The sequence below is a fragment of the Lutibacter sp. A64 genome (assembly GCF_022429565.1).
Lineage (GTDB): Bacteria > Bacteroidota > Bacteroidia > Flavobacteriales > Flavobacteriaceae > Lutibacter.
Genome location: NZ_CP092487.1, coordinates 2892304 through 2911640, shown reverse-complemented (window position 1 = coordinate 2911640; position 19337 = coordinate 2892304). Strand labels below are relative to the sequence as shown.

Genomic DNA, 19337 nt, shown 5'->3' with positions numbered 1-19337 from the left:
TTAACTTTGATTTATTAAATCCTTTTTATCATCTCTAATAAATTCTGGTTGAAAGTTACAATGATTGATTTGAAATTTTTCGAATAAGGTCTTTTCTATTTTTTCACAAATAATATCAAATTCAGAAAGTTTTATATCATTTGTAAACTCTAAATGTGCTTCTAAATGGCTTCCTTCATCGTTTAATTGCCAAATATGTACGTGATGAATATTTTTAATTCCTTTAGCTTTTAAAACTTCATTTACAACATCATCAATTTTAATATGTTCAGGAACAAATAACATTAATATTCTAATTGATTTTATTAAAATATCCCAACTCATATAAATTAAATAAACAGCAATTATTAAAGTTAATAAAGCATCTATCCAATAAATATGATAATATTTCATTAATAAACCTCCAATAAGAACAGCAATAGAAGTAAGCATATCAACAAATAAATGTGTGTATGCCGATTTCATATTAAGATTATGATCTGCATCTCTTTTAAGTAAAATTACGCTAAAACCATTTGCTAAAATTCCTAAAAGTGCTAACCAAATAACTAAATTAGACTGAATTTCTGTAGGAGTATTAAACCTTATTATAGCTTCATATCCTAAAAATAAACCAACAATAATTAAGGTAGTGGCATTTATAAAAGCAGCAATAATTTCTGCGCGTTTATAACCAAAAGTATATCTTTTAGTACGCTTTTTTTTATTGGCTAATAAATTTGCTACATAACTAATAATTAGAGAAATAACATCTGAAAAATTATGAACAGCATCTGAAATTAAAGCTAAACTTCCAGAAATAAAACCACCTATTAATTGTGCAATTGTTATAGCTATATTTAATACAATTGAAATTAATAAATTTTTACCTGTTATTGTTGGGTGATGATGCCCATGGTTATGTCCCATTTTTTTAATTACAAATTATGAATTACAAATTGAAAATTAATGAATTTAAATAACCTACGTTAATTATTATCACTTAAAATTTAGCAACATTTTGTTGGTATTTTTTCAATTCTATTTTTATGTCTTCCACCTTCAAAAGGAGTATTTAAAAATACTTCAACAAAACCTAAAGCTTGTTGTAAAGAAACAAAACGTGCAGGTATTGCTAAAATATTTGCATTGTTATGTAAACGAGTAAGTTCAACCAATTCATTATTCCAACAAAGTGCAGCACGCACTCCTTGATGCTTATTAGCGGTCATTTGAGCTCCGTTTCCACTTCCGCATAATATTATACCAAAAGTTGCTTCTCCGCTTTCTACAGCATTTGCTACCGGATGAATAGCATCTGGATAATCCATACTTTCGTTTAAATCGGTTCCAAAGTTTAAAACTTTTATACCTTTACTTTCTAAAAGTTTAATAATTTCGAATTTATACTGAGTTCCAGCGTGATCGTTACCAATTGCAATTACCATAATAGTTGTTTTGTTAATAAGATTAGATTGCAAAAGTACAAATTCACGCTTATTAACAGTAAAAAAAGTAATTGTTAATAGTATTTTTTAATAGATTGATTTACAAGTTCTTTAAATTTTATAAACAATGTGAATAAGTTTACGCTTAAAAAAGAAAACTTTTTTTTGATATATAGATTAAAAAGATTAATGCAAAAACGCACTTTAAATATCCAAATTTATTTATTGATTTTTAATTTCAAGTTATAAACATTTTTTAAATCGTTATAAACATTTTTTAAGTAAAATGTTATTCAAAAAATTGGTTAGTTAACACTATTAACATAATGTTGATAACCTATATAATTTAGTTGATTTTTAAGCTTTTAAAAAAATATAACTTGTTAGTTATTTTTAATAAGTGATAAATCAAAATTTAAAACCTGTTAGTTATTGTACATATTAACACTCTATAATAACAAAAAATATTTTTTAAAATTTTTAAAATTCTTTTTATAATATATATATATGTTAATAACATCTATTAAAATATAATTTTACTTTAAAATGTAAAATGATTTTAAAAATTAATAGTAAAAGTTATAATTATAGTTTTAAAACTTGAGTAGGTAGGGTAACAATTTCAATACAGTCTTGTGAAGCAAAATAAGTATTAATACTATTTACTGTAAAATAAATACCTATAAAAAATATAAGTAGAAATAAAATTATTATTTTATATAATGGTTTCATTAATTAGGTGTTCTATCTTATAGACGAATTAATTTAACATTTATTACAATAAAATTAAGAAAAATTTAACTTTTTACTGTTTTGTTACTTTTAGGTACAATAAAAGACAATGTTTTAGGTAATAATGCTACTTTAAAATTTCCTGATCCAATCAATTCTCCATCCGCTTGAATATAAGTTTCTTTAGTATCTAAAACTTTAATATTTAGATGATTTGTTTTGTAATTTTCTACAAAGTTTTTATCGGTTATTTTACCATTAAATAAGCCTAAAATATTAGCCAAAAGTTGAAAGAAAGTAATATTCTTTACAAAGGTTATATCAAAACTCCCATTTGTAGTACTCTTATTTTTAGTTAATTGCATTCCGCCACCAGAATATTTACAAATACCAATTATTAATAATAATGTAGTACTTTTTAAAACAGTAGTATTAAATGTTATTTCTAATAATGGTTTTTTATAACTAAATAAACCTATTAAACCACCGATTAAATATGCTAAAGAGCCTAAATTTTTATAATTATGAACTTTATTAACAACAAAACCGTCAAATCCAATTCCTGCTAAATTATTAAAGTAAATTACCTTATTTTCAGGTTTTAAAGTAATTTTACCAATATCTTGTTGAATTGTATTTTCAGTTTTAATAGTTTTTATAGCTTCTTTATAATTTTTAGAAATTTTATATGTTTTTACCCAATCGTTACCTGTTCCAATAGGAATGATTCCTATTTTAATTTCAGATAGAATTGCAGTTGCTGTATTATTATTTAAAGTTAAAATACCATTTACAATTGCATGTAAAGTACCATCTCCACCAACACTAATAAATTTTATAAATCCTTTATTAATAGCGTTTTGTACTAATTTTTCTGCGTGAAATTTATGAGTTGTTAAAGCAAATTTAAAAGTAAATTGTTGTTGTTTTAATTCATTAAAAATTAAAGGCCATTTCTTTTTAGAAGCACCATTTCCAGAAGTTGGATTTACAATAACAAACCATTTTGTATTCATTTAATACACGTTTAAATAGCGTAGCAAAATACAAATACTAATTTAAATAACTAATTATTAACGTAGTTGAAGTGTAATTATTTGTACTTTTGATATCAATTAAATAATAATCAATGTCGAAAAGAAAATCGAATTACAAAAAAAAAGGAAATATCATTAAAGATTTAACTAGAAAAATTTTACAGTTATTAAATCGCGATGGTAATCCTTTAAATTACAAACAAATTGCCGCTAAATTAGCCATATCAGATGCTAATGGACGCAATCAAATTATTCAAAAATTAGAAGAATTAAAAGGTCAACAAAAGGTTGAAGAAGTTGAAAGAGGAAAATTTAAAGTTGTACCAAAAGATAAATATTATATTGGTGTTTTAGACGTTACTTCAAACGGAAACGCTTATTTTATTTGTGACGAATTAGAAAAGGATATTTACATACCATCGCGTAATCTAAACAAAGGTTTAGACAAAGACACCGTTAAAATTTATTTATATAACCGTAGAAATAGTAAAAAAGAAGAAGGTGATGTTGTTGAAATTATAAAACGCGCAAAAACTGAATTTGTAGGTGTTTTACAATTGAATAAAAACTTCGGATTTTTAATTGCAGACGATTTAAAAATGTATGCAGATTTATTTATTCCAAAAGATAAATTAAAAGGAGCCGAAGATGGTGTAAAAGTATTGGCTAAAATGACCGATTGGCCTGGAAATTCTAAAAATCCTTTTGGAGAAATTATAGAAATTTTAGGAAAACCAGGTGATCACGAAACAGAAATGCATTCTATTTTATTAGAATACGGTTTGCCTTATAAATTTCCTGATAAAGTTGAAGCAGAAGCAGAAAAAATTTCATTTAAAATAACAGAAGAAGATATTGCAAAACGTAGAGATATGCGTAAAGATTTAACCTTTACCATAGATCCAAAAGATGCTAAAGATTTTGATGATGCCTTATCTTTTGAAGTATTAGAAAATGGAAATTATGAAATAGGTATTCATATTGCAGACGTTTCACATTATGTTCAAGAAAATACAATTTTAGAAGATGAAGCTTATCAAAGAGCAACTTCGGTATATTTGGTAGATAGGGTAGTACCAATGTTACCTGAAGTATTATCAAATGGAGTGTGTTCTTTACGTCCAAATGAAGAAAAATTAACATTTTCTGCAGTTTTTGAAATGAATGATAAAGGACATGTTTTAAACCAATGGTTTGGTAGAACTATCACTTATTCCGATAAGCGTTTTGCATACGAAGAAGCACAAGAAATTATAGAAAATAATACTATTACTTCGGGTGCAATTGATACGGCTTCTTTAAATTGTAAAGTCTCTTCAGAAATTTCTATAACGGGTGAAGCTTATACAGTAAAACCAGAAATTGCTACTGCAATTTTAACCTTAGATAAATTGGCTAAAAAAATCCGTAAAAAGCGTTTACAGCAAGGTGCAATAACTTTTGATAGGGTAGAGGTTAAATTTAATTTAAATGAAAAAGCAGAGCCAATAGGTGTGTTTTTTAAAGAATCTAAAGATGCTAACAAACTAATTGAAGAATTTATGTTGTTAGCAAACCGAAAAGTTGCTGAATTTGTTGGAACTAAAAAAGGAGCTCCAAGTAAAAATACGTTTATTTATAGAATACATGACGAACCAGACGAAGAAAAATTACTATCGCTTCAAAGTATTGTAAGTAAGTTTGGTTATAAAAATAAAATTGACCTAAAAAATAATAAAACTACATCTTCATCAATCAATCAATTATTACAAGATGTACACGGAAAAGGTGAAGCAAATATGATTGAAACACTTGCTGTTAGATCTATGAGTAAAGCCGTTTATACAACCGATAATATTGGGCATTACGGATTAGCATTTGATTATTACAGTCATTTTACATCGCCAATTCGTCGTTATCCAGATGTTATGACACACAGGTTGTTACAGCATTATTTAGAAGGAGGAAAATCTCCAAAAGCAGCACCTTACGAAGAAAAATGTAAGCATGCATCTGAACGAGAATATATGGCTTCAAAAGCCGAACGAGATTCTATAAAATATATGCAAGTTAAGTATATGGAAGATCATAAAGATCAAGAGTTTGAAGGTGTTATTTCTGGTGTTACAGAATGGGGAATTTATGTAGAAATTATTGAAAATAAATGTGAAGGAATGATTCGTATTCGCGATATAAAAGATGATTATTACCTATACGATGAAAAACAATATGCTTTAGTAGGACAAGCAACTAAAAATTTATATCAACTTGGAGATCAGGTTTTAATAAAAGTAAAAAATACAGATTTAGAACGCAAACATCTAGATTTTACTTTACTTGAAAAAATAGAAAAATAAAAATTACTATAAAGGCACAATTATTGTTTAATTTGGTTGTTACTATGTTATAACTTTAAACTAAATGATAAAAAATAATTTAATAATTATATGTCTTGGAGTATTACTTTTAATTTCTTGCAAAGAGCATAAAAAAATTGAAAGTAATACTATTAAAAAAACAGCTATTGAATCACCTATTTCAAAAGAAAATGAATCAATATTTGGAACTTATATTGGTGAAATTCCGTGTGCAGACTGTGATGGTATAACTAAAAAACTTACACTTAAAAAAGATAATACTTTTAGTATAGAAAGTATTTACAAAGGAAAAGGAGATGACCAATCTTTTACTGAAGAAGGAACTTTTAAAGTTGACAATAAACACATAATACTATCAATAAAAAATGCACCATCTATGTATAAAATTGGAACCTGTTTTGTTGAACAACTAGATATGGATGGTAAACAAATACAAAGTTCATTAAATTATAAATTAATGAAAGTAAACTACTAATAGAACTGTGTCTATTACTTTAAAATTGTGCTATATTTTAGAGTTTAAATACATTTTTTAAACAAAAACTAAATTAAAATATCATGAAAAAATTAACATTATTACTTGTGTTTATAAGTACAATTACTTTTTCACAAGAAAAAATTATTACTAAATTAGGAGAGTTTAATACTTTAAAAGTATACAATGGTTTAACTGTTGAATTACAAAAAGGAACTACTTCAAAAGTTGAAATTTCTGGTTCACAATCTAAAGATGTTTCTATAAAAAATTCAGATGGTGTACTTAAAATTCGTTTGCATTTTCCAGATAGTTTTACTGCCGAAGATGTAAAAATTGTACTGTATTATACCAAAGATATTGAGGTTTTAGATGCAAATGAAGGAGGAACTATTATTTCTGATGAAACTATAGATCAACAACATTTAGAAGTAAAAGTTCAAGAAGGAGCAAAAATTTATTTAGATGTAGATACCAAACATTTAACTGTAAAATCAGTTACTGGAGGTATTATTGAATTAACAGGAACTGCTGACAATCAAAATGTTGAAGCTACAACAGGAGGAATTTATGAAGCTTATAATTTACAAAGCAAACAAACCATAGTTGTTTCAGCTTCTGGTGCAACTGCTGAAGTAAATGCAAGTGAAATTTTAGATGCTAAAGTTCGTTTTGGAGGTAATATCTATTATATTGGAACACCCGAAGTATTAAAAACTAAAAAAGTTATTGGTGGCGTAATTAAAGATAAAAACTAAATTTAGACTTAATAAGTTAAGTTTTGATTTTATTACTATATTTGTAACTCAAAATTAAATAATATGAATTCACTTTATATACTTTTAGGAATGGTTGGACCTTGGCAAGTTGCAGTAATTGTTGTTTTAGTTTTATTATTATTTGGAGGTAAGAAAATTCCAGAATTAATGAAAGGTCTAGGTGGCGGAATTAAAGAATTTAAAAAAGCTACTCAAGAAGATGATAAGGAAGAAACTAAAAAAGTTGATGATAAAAAGTAATTAAATTACTTATAAATATTAAAAAAACCTGTACAATTTGTACAGGTTTTTTTGTTTTAAAAACGTGTTATTTTTAATTTATTTTAAATTTTTACAGCTGTACCAGAAGCTGTTACCATTAACATTCCTCCATTTTTACCAACAGTTTCGTAATCTAAATCAATACCAATTACAGCTGTTGCACCTAATTTAGAAGCTTCTTCTTCCATTTCTTTTAAAGCGGTTTCTTTGGCTTTTCTTAGCACTTTTTCATAAGAACCAGATCTACCACCAACTATATCTCTAATACCGGCAAAAAAATCTTTAAAAATATTTGCACCTATAATGGTTTCACCAGATACAATACCTAAATATGCTTTAACAGGTTGTTTTTCAATAGTATTTGTTGTTGTTAAAATCATTATTTTTTAGTTTTTTTAGTTTCACCTTCTTTAGAAGATTCTTGAACTTTATTTGCTGCAACTAAACTAGTAACCATATCGTTAAGCATAGAACTTGCGGCATTTGGGTTATTTGGTAATAAAATTAAATTAGATTTAGTATCTGAACCAATACTTTGTAAAGTATCATAATGTTGTGTAATTACAATTAATGCAGATGCTTCTTGACTGTTAATACCGGCTCTGTTTAAAACATCAACACTTTCTTCTAAACCACGAGCAATTTCTCTACGTTGATCTGCAATACCTTTTCCTTGTAATCGTTTACTTTCAGCTTCGGCTTTTGCACGTTCCACAATTAAAATACGTTGAGCATCACCTTCGTGTTGTGCAGCAATTTTTTCTCTATCAGCTGCATTAATACGGTTCATAGCTATTTTAACCTTTTCATCTGGATCAATATCTGTAACTAAGGCTTTAATTATATCGTAACCATATTCTAGCATTGCTTCTTTTAAATCACGCTTAATTGCAAGTGCAATTTCTTCTTTCTTTTCAAATACATCATCTAATATCATTTTTGGAACTTCTGCTCTTACAACGTCGAAAATAAAGGCTGTTATTTGTTCATGTGGGTTTTGAAGTTTGTAAAAAGCATCATAAACATGGCCTTTTTGTATTAAAAACTGAACAGATATTTTTAGGTGTACAAATACATCATCTTTTGTTTTTGTTTCAACAATTACATCTAATTGTTGTACACGTAAACTTACACGTCCTGCAATTTTATCTATAATTGGTATTTTAAGTTGTAAACCTGCACCTCTAATACTTTGAAATTTTCCAAAGCGTTCTATTACAGCATTTGTTTGTTGTTTAACGGTAAATAATCCTGTTACAATTATAACAACAAGAATAAAAATAATAATATATGTTCCAACCATTTCTAAAAAATTAAAAATTAATATTTTAAAGATACAACGTTTCAATTTCTAAATCAAAACTATCTTTACTAATAAGTAGTAACAAATATTAAAATGTTACATTAAAAAAAAGGCTTACTAAAAAAGAATGTATTTTTAAGCGTTCTATTTTATTTGAATTACTATATTTAACATCAAATATATTTATATGAAAAAGCTACTATTTAGTATATTAGGAATTATAGTTTTAGGAATTACTTTATATGTTTTATCAATTTATTATGTTACTTATAGTGAAGGTTATAGAGCAGGGGAGTTGGTAAAATTTACACATAAAGGCTTGCTTTTTAAAACTTGGGAAGGTGAAATAAGTCAAGGTGTTTCTGAAGCACAAACCTTTCATTTTTCAGTTGAAGATAATGAAAAAGAAGTGATCCAAAAATTACAAGATTTACAAGGGAAAGATATAAAATTAACTTACAAAGAACGTTTTGGAACATTTCCTTGGTTAGGTGATTCAAAATATTTTATAACCGATGTTAAGCAAACAGATTAGTTTTTTTAAGAAATACATTTTTTGTAAAATCTATTTTTTTTAATTTTTGTATTTAGTATCATAATAATTCCAAACGTAGTAATTCCACATAAAAACATACCAAAAACTAATGGAAAAATAGTTTCGTTATGTAATAAACTAACCATTGCAGAAAGTGATGCTCCAAAAAACATTTGCATAAATCCAATTAATGCAGATGCACTTCCAGCATTAGTTGAAAAAGGTGCTAAAGCTAAAGCTGTAGCATTTGGAATTAACAATCCAAGTGAAAATAAAAATGTAAAAATAAAAGCTATTAGAATAGTACTTGTAATAGAGTTTAGTGTAAATAATAATAGAATTAAAAGCGATAAACTAACTAATGTTGCTGCTGAAAATGTAATTACTTTTTGCGATGAATATTTTTTTAATAAGAGTCTGTTTACCTGGCTACCAAATATAAAACCACAGGCATTTAAGCCAAATATTAATCCAAAATTAGATTCTGAAATACCAAAATGGTTTATAAAAACAAAGGCAGATCCGCTAATATATGCAAACATACCTGCCATTGCTATACTGCTAGCCAGGGTATAATATAAAAAAATAGGATTGCTAAAAACGGTTTTATAATCTTTATAAACATTTTTTGGTTTTAGTGAGCGTTCTTTATTTGTTGAATTACCTTCTGGTAAATAGAAATGTACAGCAAGAATTAATATAGAACTAAAAAAACTTAGAAAATAAAATATAGATTTCCAATTAAATACTGTTAATAACCACCCTCCAATAGTTGGCGCAATTATAGGAGCAACACCTGAAATTAACATTAAAATTGAAAAAATTTTAGCCGTTTCATTTATAGGAAAAGCATCTCGTACAACAGCTTTACTTGTTACTAATCCTGCACAACCACCCAAAGCCAATAAAAAACGCATGCCAATTAACCAATTAATACCTGGTGAAAACACACAGGCCAAAGCAGTAACACAAAATAGTGTTAAACCAATTAATAAAGGTTTTTTTCTTCCATATTTATCTGATATAGGTCCATAAATTAATTGACCAATGCTAATACCAATAAAATAACTTGTAATGGATAAAGAAACGTTTGAAATATCTGTATGTAAATCTTCTGCAATACTAGGAAAAGCAGGTAAATACATATCTATACTAAACGGACCTATTGCAGATAAAGCACCAAGTATAAAAAGTAGTGTATATTTCTGTTTTATTGTCATATATAATCTGCGAAATTACTACAGTTTATGATTTTAGTTTTATTTTTTAGTCATAAAATAAAGTTAAATAGCAATTACTTGCTTATACATAAATAATGCTATTATTTGATATAGATTTGTAACTTTGATAAAAAATAAACGTGAATGGAAAAAATTTATAAAAGTCCAAAAGAGTCAGAAATTATATTAACAGAATTAATGTTGCCTTCATATTCAAATTTTAGTGGAAAAATTCATGGAGGATTTATTTTATCTTTAATGGATAAAGCAGCATTCGCTTCAGCTTCTAAATTTTCGGGTCAATATTGTGTAACTGCCTCAGTTAATAGGGTAGATTTTTTAAATCCTGTAGAAGTAGGAGACTTATTAACATTGCATGCACAAGTTAATTTTGTTGGTAGATCTTCTATGGTTGTTGGTATTAGAGTTGAATCTCAAAACATTACAAATGGTAAAATTAAACATTGTAATTCATCTTATTTTTCTATGGTTGCTAAAGATGAAACAGGTAAAGGAGTACAGGTTCCAGGTTTAATTATTTCTAGTGAAACAGATATGCGTAGATTTTTACGATCTATAAAACATATTAAAATGAGGCACGAACGTAAAATTGAATTTAGTGCAGAAAGTTTTGAACCAGAAAAATATAAAGATGCCTTAGAGGGGTATAATGTTAAAATAGAATTGTAAAAAAGAGACTGTCTAAAAAGTCTAGGAACCCGTCATTCTGAACTTGTTTACTCACGAATTCCATATTATAAAATGTGAAATAGATGAGTAAATAAATTCAGGTTGAAGAAAATTTAATTTTTTAGGCAGTCTCCTTTTTTTATCAATAACTTATAATGTATCAATAGCTTTTTTAATTCTATTAATTGTTGCTTCTTTTCCAATCATTTCAGCAATATCAAATAGGTGAGGACCTTTCATTGCACCAACTAAACTAAGTCTAAACGGTTGCATTATTTTTCCAAAACCAATTTCTTTACTAGTAATCCATTCTTTAACAATGGTTTCAATATTTTTAGAATTAAAATCTTCAATTGAAGTTAATATAGTAATTAGTTCTTGCATTAATTCTGAAGTACCTTCTTTCCAATTTTTTCTTGAAGCTTTTCCATCATATTCTTTAGGATCTTCAAAAAAGAAATTACTTAATTCCCAAAAATCAGCAATAAATGTTGCTCTTTCTTTTATTAAAGAAACTACTTTTACAATAAAATCAGTTTTTTTAGAAATACCTTTTTCAGTTAAGATTGGTGTAAATAATTCAGCTAATTCCTCATCGGATTTTATGTGCATATATTGTTGATTAAACCACTTAGTTTTATCTGGATCAAAACGTGCTCCAGATTTATTTACGCGACTTAAATCAAATGTTTTTTCTAATGTTTCTAAACTAAATAATTCTTGTTCTGTACCTGGATTCCAACCTAATAAAGCTAAAAAGTTAATAACGGTTTCAGAAAAATAGCCATCTTCTTTATATCCACGTGAAACATCTCCAGTTTCATTATTTTTATAGGCTAAAGGAAACACTGGAAATCCTAATTTATCGCCATCACGTTTGCTTAATTTTCCTTTTCCTACAGGTTTTAAAATTAATGGTAAATGTGCAAATTCTGGAGTTTTCCAATCAAAAGCTTCATACAACGCAATATGTAGTGGGAGGGAAGGTAACCATTCTTCACCACGAATTACATGACTTATTTCCATTAAATGATCATCAACAATATTTGCTAAATGATAGGTTGGCATTCCATCGCTTTTAAATAAAATTTTATCATCTAAAATTTCTTTTTTAAATGATACTTCACCGCGAACTATATCTGTAGTTGCTATTGTAGTTTGTTCACCTTCACTTTTTGGATCGTACATTTTAAAACGGATTACATATTTTTCTCCATTTGCAATTCGTTGGTTCACTTCATCTTCAGTAAGTGAAATAGAGTTTGTTAGTTTTGCTCTATTGTGGTGGTTGTATATAAAAGTTTTTCCTTTTCCTTCGTGATCTTTTCTACAAACGTCTAATTCTTCTGCAGTATCAAAACAATAATAAGCTTTTCCTTTTGCTATTAATTCTAAAGCATATTTTTTATAAATTTCTTTACGTTCAGATTGACGATAAGGTCCAAATTTTTCGTTTTTATCTGGTCCTTCTTCATAAGGGATATGCAACCAATTCAATGCATCAATAATATATTGTTCTGCGTTAGCAACATAACGTGTTTGATCAGTATCTTCAATACGTAAAATAAAAGTTCCGTTGTGTTTTTTAGCAAATAAATAATTAAAAAGGGCTGTTCTAACTCCACCAATATGTAGTGGTCCAGTTGGACTAGGTGCAAATCGTACTCTAACGTTGTTCATTTTTTTTAGTTTTAAAGTGCAAAGATAATTTATAGATATAAATTCAAGCATTTATATTGCAAAAAAAAGGCTGCTATAAAAGCAACCTTTAAAATCAGCCCAATAAATGATTTTAGAAACCCTTTGAATTAATCAAAGAATGTTTTAATGTGGGGATTAATAACTATTTTTTATTAATCTATTTTCTAATATGTTTTTCAAAAACATATTCGTTTTTAGTATTTGTAGTTACTTTACTTAATAGAATAAAGTTTAAAATTAAAATACCAATGAAAATTGTGTACTTTATATATTTTTCAGAAAGCTTTTTTTTATAAAACATATCGGTAAACTATAACACTATAAATTTAGTATTAATAGTAGTTAATTTAAAGGGTGAAATACCCCTTTTTTAAATGGAGATTTTTCCCCTTTTTTATTGAATAAATTAGTTAACTTTAGCACTTCATTAAAAAAAGTATGGATATGGATTTACCAAAAGGACTTATTTCACCAAAGCAAGCAAAAGAGTTAAACCAACAATTTATTAAAACACGTTCAGGTGAATTAAATAAAATAGTTCAAAAATTAGATAATAATCCAACTGAGAAAGATGCTTTATCTACCTGGTTTTCTATTGAAGAAATTAAAAATTATATTAACTATGTAGAAAGTAAAAATAAGAATGTAAATGGTTTAAGAGTTTATTTTGGAAGCTATTCTAATGCTCAAAATAAATCTAAACAAAAGAATTTATCTACTGTTTTTATTGTACCTACCCAATCTAAAAATGATGATGCAGATTTTGATGAAGGAGGTTCAGATATTACAAATATAGATGCTTTAAATAATGGAACTTTAGGAAATCCACCTTCAAATGAATATCCTCAATAAATGTTTAAATATCTTTTTTTAATATACCCAATATTATATTCAATAGTTCTTATTACAGGTTTTATAAACTATTCTAAAATTAAAAATAGTTTATATTTAAAACTATTTTTAGCTTTTAATGCATATTCATTACTAACAGAAATTTCCGGATTTATTTTTGGAGTAATGCTTAAAATTAATACATTTCCTTTGTTTAATACCTGGAATTTAATCAATCATTTTTTCTATTTATTCTTTTTTTTACATCTATTAAAAAATAGATTTAAAAAGAATTTAATAAAATTTATTATAGGTAGTTATGCCTTATTTACCATTATTGTAATTGCCTTTTATTACGATTTTATAAACAAATTTTTATATCTAAATATCGTTATTGGTAGTATTTTAATTGTAATTGCTGTATTAATTTATTTTTCTGGATTATTACAAAGTGATGAAATTTTAAGTATAAAAAAATCAATGTTTTTTTGGATTAGTTTAGGTGTTTTACTATTTAATATTGGTTTTATACCAGTATATATTATTGCAGAGTTTATTTCTTTTGGTGGTATTTATAATATAGTTGCACTATTTTTAAATTTACTAATGGTGGGTTGTTTTGTTATTGGTTTTATTTTAAGTGAAAAAGTGTATAATAAATAAATTATGGATCAAACTGAAATTCAAATATTAGTTTTTGTAGTAACAATTGTTATTTTGGTTTTAGTAGTTGCTTTGGTGCTTTTCTTTTCTTTTTTTCAACAAAAAAAAACAGCTCTTTTAATTGAACAACGCGAAACACAAAAACGTTTTCAAGAAGAGATTAATAAATCTAAATTAGAAATTCAAGAACAAGCTTTAAAAAATATTAGTTGGGAAATACATGATAATATTGGACAATTGCTTTCTGTTGCAAAAATGCAGTTAAATATTGTTCAAATGACTTTACCAGAAGCCGAAAAACAGCAAGTTTATGAAACAGGAACTATTGTAAGTAAAAGTTTAGAAGAATTACGTGGTTTGGCTAAATCTTTAAATCCTGAAACAATAAAAAACAAAGGTTTAATTGATTCTTTAGAATTAGAAATGGAACGTTTTAATCGTTTAAAAGTTATAGATGCTTCATTAAATGTTACTGGAAATTTATATAATTTAAGTAATGAAAAAGAAATAATTTTATTTAGAATTCTACAAGAATTTTGTAACAATACTCTAAAATATGCCAAAGCCCATAAATTAACCATACATTTGAATTTTAATAAAAATAACCTTGAAATCACCGCAGAAGATAATGGAATTGGCTTTAATATTAACGATTCTTCTAAACAACACGGCATTGGTTTATTAAACATTAGAAGTCGTGGAAAACTGATAGGAGCAAAAATAGATTTAACTTCTACAGAAAATATAGGAACAAAATTATATATTAGTTGCCCTAAATAAACCCTCAATGAAACCGATTAACATAATTATAGTAGATGATCATTTACTTTTTGGAAAAGCGCTAAACGGATTAGTTTCTAATTTTAAGGAATTTAATGTACTAGCAGTTTTAAAAAATGGTAAAGAACTTATAGAATTTATTTCTTCAGAAAACACATTACCAGAAATTATTTTAATGGATATTCAAATGCCAATTATGAATGGTATAGAAGCTACCAGTTGGCTAAAAGATAATAAACCTGAAATTAAAGTTTTGGCTCTATCTATGGAATGTGATGAATCTACTATTTTAACAATGCTTCGTGCCGGAGCTAAAGGATATTTATTAAAAGATATTCATCCAGATATTTTACAACATGCTCTTAACGAAGTTCATTTAAACGGCTATTATTATACAGACAGTATTACAAATACTTTACTTAATTCAATACAAAAACCCGAAAAACCTAAGAACATTACTTTAAAAGAACGCGAATTAGAATTTTTAAAATTAACGGTCTCAGAAAAAACATACAAACAAATTGCTGAAGCTATGTGTTTAAGTCCAAAAACTGTTGAAAATTACAGAGAAGCTTTGTTCGAAAAACTAGAAGTTAAGTCACGTATCGGACTTGTAATTTACGCTATAAAAGAAAAGATTGTAATTTTATAATTTGTTTTTTTACCTCATTTTTTATTTTTTTCTAATGTTTAAAAAATCATAAACTTTATTTGCTACTGTTGTTTTAAGGTAATTTTCGTTATTTTTAGCCGTTTTAATAGTTTATAACCAAAGAATTGAGCAATTATAATTACATAGTACAAAAACTTCAACAGTTTATAAAAAAGTATTATACAAACGAACTAATTAAAGGAATTTTACTGTTTTTTTCTTTAGGATTATTGTATTTTATTTTCACTTTAATTATTGAGCATTTTTTATGGCTAAAACCAACGTTTAGAACACTTTTATTTTGGGTATTTGTTATAGTTGAACTCGCCTTAATTTTTAATTATATTGCAATTCCAATTTTTAAAATCTACGGAATAAAAAAAGGGATTTCAACTAAAGAAGCTTCAGAAATAATAGGTAAACATTTTCCAGAAATTAAAGATAAGTTACTGAATATGTTGCAGTTAAAAGAAATTCAATACCATTCAGACTTGATTGAAGCTAGTATTCAACAAAAATCTAGCGAGTTTAAACTTGTTCCTTTTAATAAGGCTGTTAATTTCTCAGAAAATAAAAAATACATTAAATATGCTTTATTGCCTATTGTAATTTGGTTCTTGGTTTATTTTACTGGAAATAGCTCTATTTTTAACAATAGTTTTACACGCGTTGTACACTATAAAACTGCCTATCAGCCACCATCACCTTTTCAATTTAAAATTTTAAATTCTTCTTTAAATGTTATTGAAGGATCAGATTTTAATTTACAGATAGAAGTTGTTGGAAATACCATTCCAGAAAATGCTAGCATCCATTTTTACAATCAAAATTATTTTTTAGAATCTATTGGACTTGGTAAATTTCAATACAATTTCACAAGTGTAAAAGAACCCATTAATTTTTATATTGAAGCTGCAAATGTTGTTTCTAAAGAATATGCCCTTAGTTTAAAAGCTACACCAGTAATTACCAATTTAAAAATGGTATTAGATTTTCCAAGTTATACTGGTAAAAGTAAAGAAATAGTTGAAAATACCGGAAATGCCATTGTTCCACAGGGAACTAAAGTTTCTTGGCAGGTAGAAACGCATCAAACAGATACTGTTTCATTTATTTTTGATAAAAATTCAATTAACAACTTTAAACAAATTTCTAAAGACCTTTTTAGTTTTTCAAAAAAATTAACAACTACTACAAATTATAAGATTACCACTTCAAACACTCAATTAAAAAATCATGAATCTTTAAATTTTGAAATAGATGTAATTTCTGATGAATTTCCAAAAATTATAGTAAAGTCTGATATAGATTCAATTAGTAGAGGACCAGTTCAATTTATAGGGCAAATAAGCGATGATTACGCTGTTAACAAACTTCAGTTAGTATATTATGATAAAAACAATCCAGAGAGCCTTAAAACTCATCAAATTAAGATTTCAAAATCATCTTTTTCTGATTTCTATTATGTTTTTCCAGATGGAATTTCTATTGATCAAGGTTTAAATTATGAACTTTATTTTGAAGTTTTTGACAACGATAAAATTAACGGAAGCAAAAAAACAAAGAGTAGAACTTTTACTTTTTATAATAAAACTGATGAAGAATTAAAAGATGTTTTGTTAAAAGAACAAGCAGATAATTTAAATAAAATTTCTAAAACTATTGAAAAATCTAAAGAATCAAATTCTGAAGTAGATAAGTTTAAAGACGATTTAAAAAAGAAAGCTGATATTAATTGGAACGATTCTAAAAAATTAGAACAATTTATTAAACGTCAAGCTCAATATCAAGAAATGTTTAAAGAACAAACTGAGCAATTAGAACAAAATTTAAACGAACAACCAGCTGAACCTTCTTTAAGTGAAAAGAAAGAAGAATTAAAAAAACGTATAGAAGAAACTAAAAAGTTAGCTGAACAAAAAGATATATTAAAACAACTTGAAGAATTATCTAAAAAAATTGAAAAAGAAGATCTAGTTGATAAATTAGAAGAAATTGCAAAAAAGAATAAACAAAACCAACAAAGTTTAGAACGTATTTTAGAATTAACAAAACGTTTTTATGTTGAACAAAAAGCAAATCAGATTTCTGAAAAATTGCAAAATTTAGCTGATAAAGAAGAGGAGCTTTCTAAAAAAAACTACGAAGAAAATACTTCTGAAAAACAGGAAGAAATTAATAAAGAATTTACTCAAGTAAAAAAAGATATTGATCTACTACATAAAGAAAATCAAAATTTAAAAAGACCTATGAAACTTCCAAATGATCCAGATATTTTGGAAGATATTAATAATAAATTACAACAGGCTTTTGATGAATTAAAAGAAGAAGAAAATTCTGAAGAAAATTCAGAATCCCTAAATTCAAAATCTAAAGCTAAGAAAAGTCAGAAATCAGCTGCTAAAAAAATGAAGCAGTTAAGTAAATCTATGGAACAATCTATGGAAGCTATGGAAGGAGAATCCATTGACGAGAATATAGAAGATTTACGAAAAATAGTTGAGAATTTAATTGAGTTTTCATTTCAGCAAGAAGATTTACTTTCTGAATTTTATAATACAGATGCAAGTCATCCTACTTATGCAAATAACCTAAAAGAACAATATGTATTAAAAGAATATTTTGACCATATTGATGATAGTATTTATATGCTTTCTTTGCGTATGGTTAAAATGGGTGCAGATATACAAAAAGATGTTAGTGATGCACAGTATAATATTGATCAATCACTTGTAAATTTTTCTGATAATAGATTTAGAGAAGGAATTTCTAACCAACAATTCACCATAACTTCTGTTAATAATCTAGCTAATAAATTAAGCGATTTATTAGAAAATTTAATGAATGCTTCTGCAAGTATGGGCAAAGGAAAAGGTAGTTCTCAAGGATTCAGTTTGCCAGACATTATAAAAAAACAAGGTGAACTTTCTGAAAAATTAGAAGAAGGAATGAAAAAAGGGGATAAGCCTGGAGATAAAAATGAAGGAGAAGACGGTAATAAAAAAAATGGAGAAGGTGAAGGAAATAATGAGGATGGAAATAGTGAGCAAATGAATGAAGAACTTTATGAAATTTATAAAGAGCAGGCAAAATTAAAAGAGATGCTTAAAGAAATGATGGGTTCTGAAGGTGAAAAACCTGGACAAGGTTCTGATGCTGTTGTTAAAGAAATGGAAGTTCTAGAACAAGAACTTTTAGAAAAAGGTTTTACTAACTCTGTTCTAGAAAAAATGAAAAATCTTACGCATCAATTATTAAAATTAGAGACGGCTAGGAAGGAGCAAGGTGAAGATGAACAACGTAAATCTGAAACTAATTTGCAATCCTTTCAAAAAAGAAATATTGATAAATTAAAATTACAAAATCAGTATTTTAATTATAACGAAATATTAAATAGACAATCATTACCTTTGCGCAAAATTTATAAAATTAAAGTACAAGAGTATTTTAAAACACTTCAAAAAAATGATTCAATTTAATTACGAAACAAATTTTAAATTAGAAGATGAAACTAAAATTCAAAATTGGATTTCAGCTTGTATTAAAAGTTACGGTTTTACAGAAGGTGAACTAAATTATATTTTTTGTGACGATGAATATCTTCATAAATTAAATGTTGAATTTTTAGATCATGATACTTTAACCGATATTATTAGTTTCGATTACACTTTAGGTAAATTAATTAGTGGTGATATTTTTATTTCGGTTGAAAGAGTGCAAGATAATGCTGTAAATTTAGATCAATCATTTGAAAATGAACTTAATAGAGTTATAATTCACGGTATTTTACATTATTTAGGCTTTAAAGACAAAACTGAAGCCGCTAGTTTGCAAATGCGCAGTGAAGAAGATAAGTGTTTAAGTAAATTACAATCTTAAAATAACGTTCCACGT

Annotated in this window: 19 protein-coding genes; 12 read left to right on the top strand and 7 right to left on the bottom strand. The window is 26.4% G+C overall.

The annotated features are described in order from the left end of the window. The 3 genes from MKD41_RS11890 to MKD41_RS11880 form a co-directional block, all read right to left on the bottom strand. The gene (locus MKD41_RS11890; protein ID WP_240242508.1) at positions 1–909 is read right to left on the bottom strand and encodes a cation diffusion facilitator family transporter; all 909 of its coding nucleotides are present in this window, start codon (positions 907–909) and stop codon (positions 1–3) included. An 80-nt stretch (positions 910–989) separates the two neighbouring features. After that, entirely contained in the window at positions 990–1427 is a 438-nt protein-coding gene (gene rpiB / locus MKD41_RS11885) for a ribose 5-phosphate isomerase B (protein ID WP_240242507.1), read from the bottom strand. A gap of 797 nt (positions 1428–2224) precedes the next feature. After that, a complete protein-coding gene (locus MKD41_RS11880; protein WP_240242506.1) occupies positions 2225–3175 on the bottom strand; it encodes a diacylglycerol/lipid kinase family protein in 951 nt (316 codons plus the stop codon). Positions 3176–3288: 113 nt separating this feature from the next. Between MKD41_RS11880 and MKD41_RS11875 the strand changes: the two genes are divergently transcribed. From MKD41_RS11875 to tatA, 4 genes are all read left to right on the top strand, one after another. Further along, the gene (locus MKD41_RS11875) at positions 3289–5532 is read left to right on the top strand and encodes a ribonuclease R family protein (protein ID WP_240242505.1); all 2244 of its coding nucleotides are present in this window, start codon (positions 3289–3291) and stop codon (positions 5530–5532) included. Positions 5533–5596: 64 nt separating this feature from the next. Beyond that, positions 5597–6028 carry a copper resistance protein NlpE gene (locus MKD41_RS11870; protein WP_240242504.1) on the top strand — a complete coding sequence of 144 codons (432 nt, stop codon included), beginning with the start codon at positions 5597–5599 and terminating at the stop codon, positions 6026–6028. An 83-nt stretch (positions 6029–6111) separates the two neighbouring features. Next, positions 6112–6786, top strand: coding sequence for a head GIN domain-containing protein (locus MKD41_RS11865; protein ID WP_240242503.1), 675 nt, complete (start codon positions 6112–6114; stop codon positions 6784–6786). Between the two features lie 63 nt (positions 6787–6849). After that, a complete protein-coding gene (gene tatA / locus MKD41_RS11860) occupies positions 6850–7047 on the top strand; it encodes a twin-arginine translocase TatA/TatE family subunit (protein WP_305852413.1) in 198 nt (65 codons plus the stop codon). 83 nt (positions 7048–7130) lie between these two features. Here the strand turns inward: tatA and MKD41_RS11855 are convergent, their stop codons facing one another. Continuing rightward, the gene (locus MKD41_RS11855) at positions 7131–7448 is read right to left on the bottom strand and encodes a heavy metal-binding domain-containing protein (RefSeq protein ID WP_240242502.1); all 318 of its coding nucleotides are present in this window, start codon (positions 7446–7448) and stop codon (positions 7131–7133) included. Beyond that, entirely contained in the window at positions 7448–8371 is a 924-nt protein-coding gene (locus MKD41_RS11850) for an SPFH domain-containing protein (protein WP_240242501.1), read from the bottom strand. Before MKD41_RS11850 ends, MKD41_RS11855 begins: the two co-directional genes overlap by 1 nt. Before the next feature lie 187 nt (positions 8372–8558). Here MKD41_RS11850 and MKD41_RS11845 point away from each other — a divergent pair, with 187 nt between their 5' ends. After that, on the top strand, positions 8559–8906 hold the full coding sequence (locus MKD41_RS11845; RefSeq protein WP_240242500.1) for a 6-phosphogluconate dehydrogenase: 348 nt from the start codon (positions 8559–8561) through the stop codon (positions 8904–8906). Positions 8907–8911: 5 nt separating this feature from the next. Here the strand turns inward: MKD41_RS11845 and MKD41_RS11840 are convergent, their stop codons facing one another. Continuing rightward, a complete protein-coding gene (locus MKD41_RS11840) occupies positions 8912–10126 on the bottom strand; it encodes a multidrug effflux MFS transporter (protein WP_240242499.1) in 1215 nt (404 codons plus the stop codon). A gap of 144 nt (positions 10127–10270) precedes the next feature. Between MKD41_RS11840 and MKD41_RS11835 the strand changes: the two genes are divergently transcribed. Further along, positions 10271–10816, top strand: a complete 546-nt coding sequence (locus MKD41_RS11835) for an acyl-CoA thioesterase (RefSeq protein WP_240242498.1) — start codon at positions 10271–10273, stop codon at positions 10814–10816. 150 nt (positions 10817–10966) lie between these two features. Here the strand turns inward: MKD41_RS11835 and gltX are convergent, their stop codons facing one another. Continuing rightward, entirely contained in the window at positions 10967–12496 is a 1530-nt protein-coding gene (gene gltX, locus MKD41_RS11830; RefSeq protein ID WP_240242497.1) for a glutamate--tRNA ligase, read from the bottom strand. 465 nt (positions 12497–12961) lie between these two features. Here gltX and MKD41_RS11825 point away from each other — a divergent pair, with 465 nt between their 5' ends. The 6 genes from MKD41_RS11825 to ybeY all read left to right on the top strand — a co-directional run bounded on the left by MKD41_RS11825 (position 12962) and on the right by ybeY (position 19322). Beyond that, complete coding sequence (locus MKD41_RS11825; RefSeq protein WP_240242496.1) at positions 12962–13369, top strand: hypothetical protein; 408 nt, start codon at positions 12962–12964, stop codon at positions 13367–13369. Then, a complete protein-coding gene (locus MKD41_RS11820; protein WP_240242495.1) occupies positions 13370–14011 on the top strand; it encodes a hypothetical protein in 642 nt (213 codons plus the stop codon). It abuts the gene before it with no gap. Between the two features lie 3 nt (positions 14012–14014). Next, the gene (locus tag MKD41_RS11815; protein WP_240242494.1) at positions 14015–14791 is read left to right on the top strand and encodes a sensor histidine kinase; all 777 of its coding nucleotides are present in this window, start codon (positions 14015–14017) and stop codon (positions 14789–14791) included. A 7-nt stretch (positions 14792–14798) separates the two neighbouring features. Next, a complete protein-coding gene (locus MKD41_RS11810; protein WP_240242493.1) occupies positions 14799–15443 on the top strand; it encodes a response regulator transcription factor in 645 nt (214 codons plus the stop codon). A gap of 125 nt (positions 15444–15568) precedes the next feature. Next, positions 15569–18922 carry a DUF4175 family protein gene (locus tag MKD41_RS11805; RefSeq protein WP_240242492.1) on the top strand — a complete coding sequence of 1118 codons (3354 nt, stop codon included), beginning with the start codon at positions 15569–15571 and terminating at the stop codon, positions 18920–18922. Beyond that, a complete protein-coding gene (gene ybeY, locus MKD41_RS11800) occupies positions 18909–19322 on the top strand; it encodes an rRNA maturation RNase YbeY (protein ID WP_240242491.1) in 414 nt (137 codons plus the stop codon). The genes MKD41_RS11805 and ybeY overlap by 14 nt, the downstream gene beginning before the upstream one ends. The last annotated feature ends 15 nt before the right edge of the window (positions 19323–19337 follow it).

Coding starts and splice junctions, on each gene's coding strand:
- ybeY (WP_240242491.1), top strand. CDS start 18,909: ATGATTCAATTTAATTACGAAACAAATTTTAAATTAGAAGATGAAACT.
- MKD41_RS11890 (WP_240242508.1), bottom strand. CDS start 909: ATGGGACATAACCATGGGCATCATCACCCAACAATAACAGGTAAAAAT.
- MKD41_RS11845 (WP_240242500.1), top strand. CDS start 8,559: ATGAAAAAGCTACTATTTAGTATATTAGGAATTATAGTTTTAGGAATT.
- MKD41_RS11880 (WP_240242506.1), bottom strand. CDS start 3,175: ATGAATACAAAATGGTTTGTTATTGTAAATCCAACTTCTGGAAATGGT.
- MKD41_RS11840 (WP_240242499.1), bottom strand. CDS start 10,126: ATGACAATAAAACAGAAATATACACTACTTTTTATACTTGGTGCTTTA.
- MKD41_RS11820 (WP_240242495.1), top strand. CDS start 13,370: ATGTTTAAATATCTTTTTTTAATATACCCAATATTATATTCAATAGTT.
- rpiB (WP_240242507.1), bottom strand. CDS start 1,427: ATGGTAATTGCAATTGGTAACGATCACGCTGGAACTCAGTATAAATTC.
- gltX (WP_240242497.1), bottom strand. CDS start 12,496: ATGAACAACGTTAGAGTACGATTTGCACCTAGTCCAACTGGACCACTA.
- MKD41_RS11865 (WP_240242503.1), top strand. CDS start 6,112: ATGAAAAAATTAACATTATTACTTGTGTTTATAAGTACAATTACTTTT.
- MKD41_RS11835 (WP_240242498.1), top strand. CDS start 10,271: ATGGAAAAAATTTATAAAAGTCCAAAAGAGTCAGAAATTATATTAACA.
- MKD41_RS11855 (WP_240242502.1), bottom strand. CDS start 7,448: ATGATTTTAACAACAACAAATACTATTGAAAAACAACCTGTTAAAGCA.
- MKD41_RS11850 (WP_240242501.1), bottom strand. CDS start 8,371: ATGGTTGGAACATATATTATTATTTTTATTCTTGTTGTTATAATTGTA.
- MKD41_RS11825 (WP_240242496.1), top strand. CDS start 12,962: ATGGATTTACCAAAAGGACTTATTTCACCAAAGCAAGCAAAAGAGTTA.
- MKD41_RS11870 (WP_240242504.1), top strand. CDS start 5,597: ATGATAAAAAATAATTTAATAATTATATGTCTTGGAGTATTACTTTTA.
- MKD41_RS11875 (WP_240242505.1), top strand. CDS start 3,289: ATGTCGAAAAGAAAATCGAATTACAAAAAAAAAGGAAATATCATTAAA.
- tatA (WP_305852413.1), top strand. CDS start 6,850: ATGAATTCACTTTATATACTTTTAGGAATGGTTGGACCTTGGCAAGTT.
- MKD41_RS11810 (WP_240242493.1), top strand. CDS start 14,799: ATGAAACCGATTAACATAATTATAGTAGATGATCATTTACTTTTTGGA.
- MKD41_RS11815 (WP_240242494.1), top strand. CDS start 14,015: ATGGATCAAACTGAAATTCAAATATTAGTTTTTGTAGTAACAATTGTT.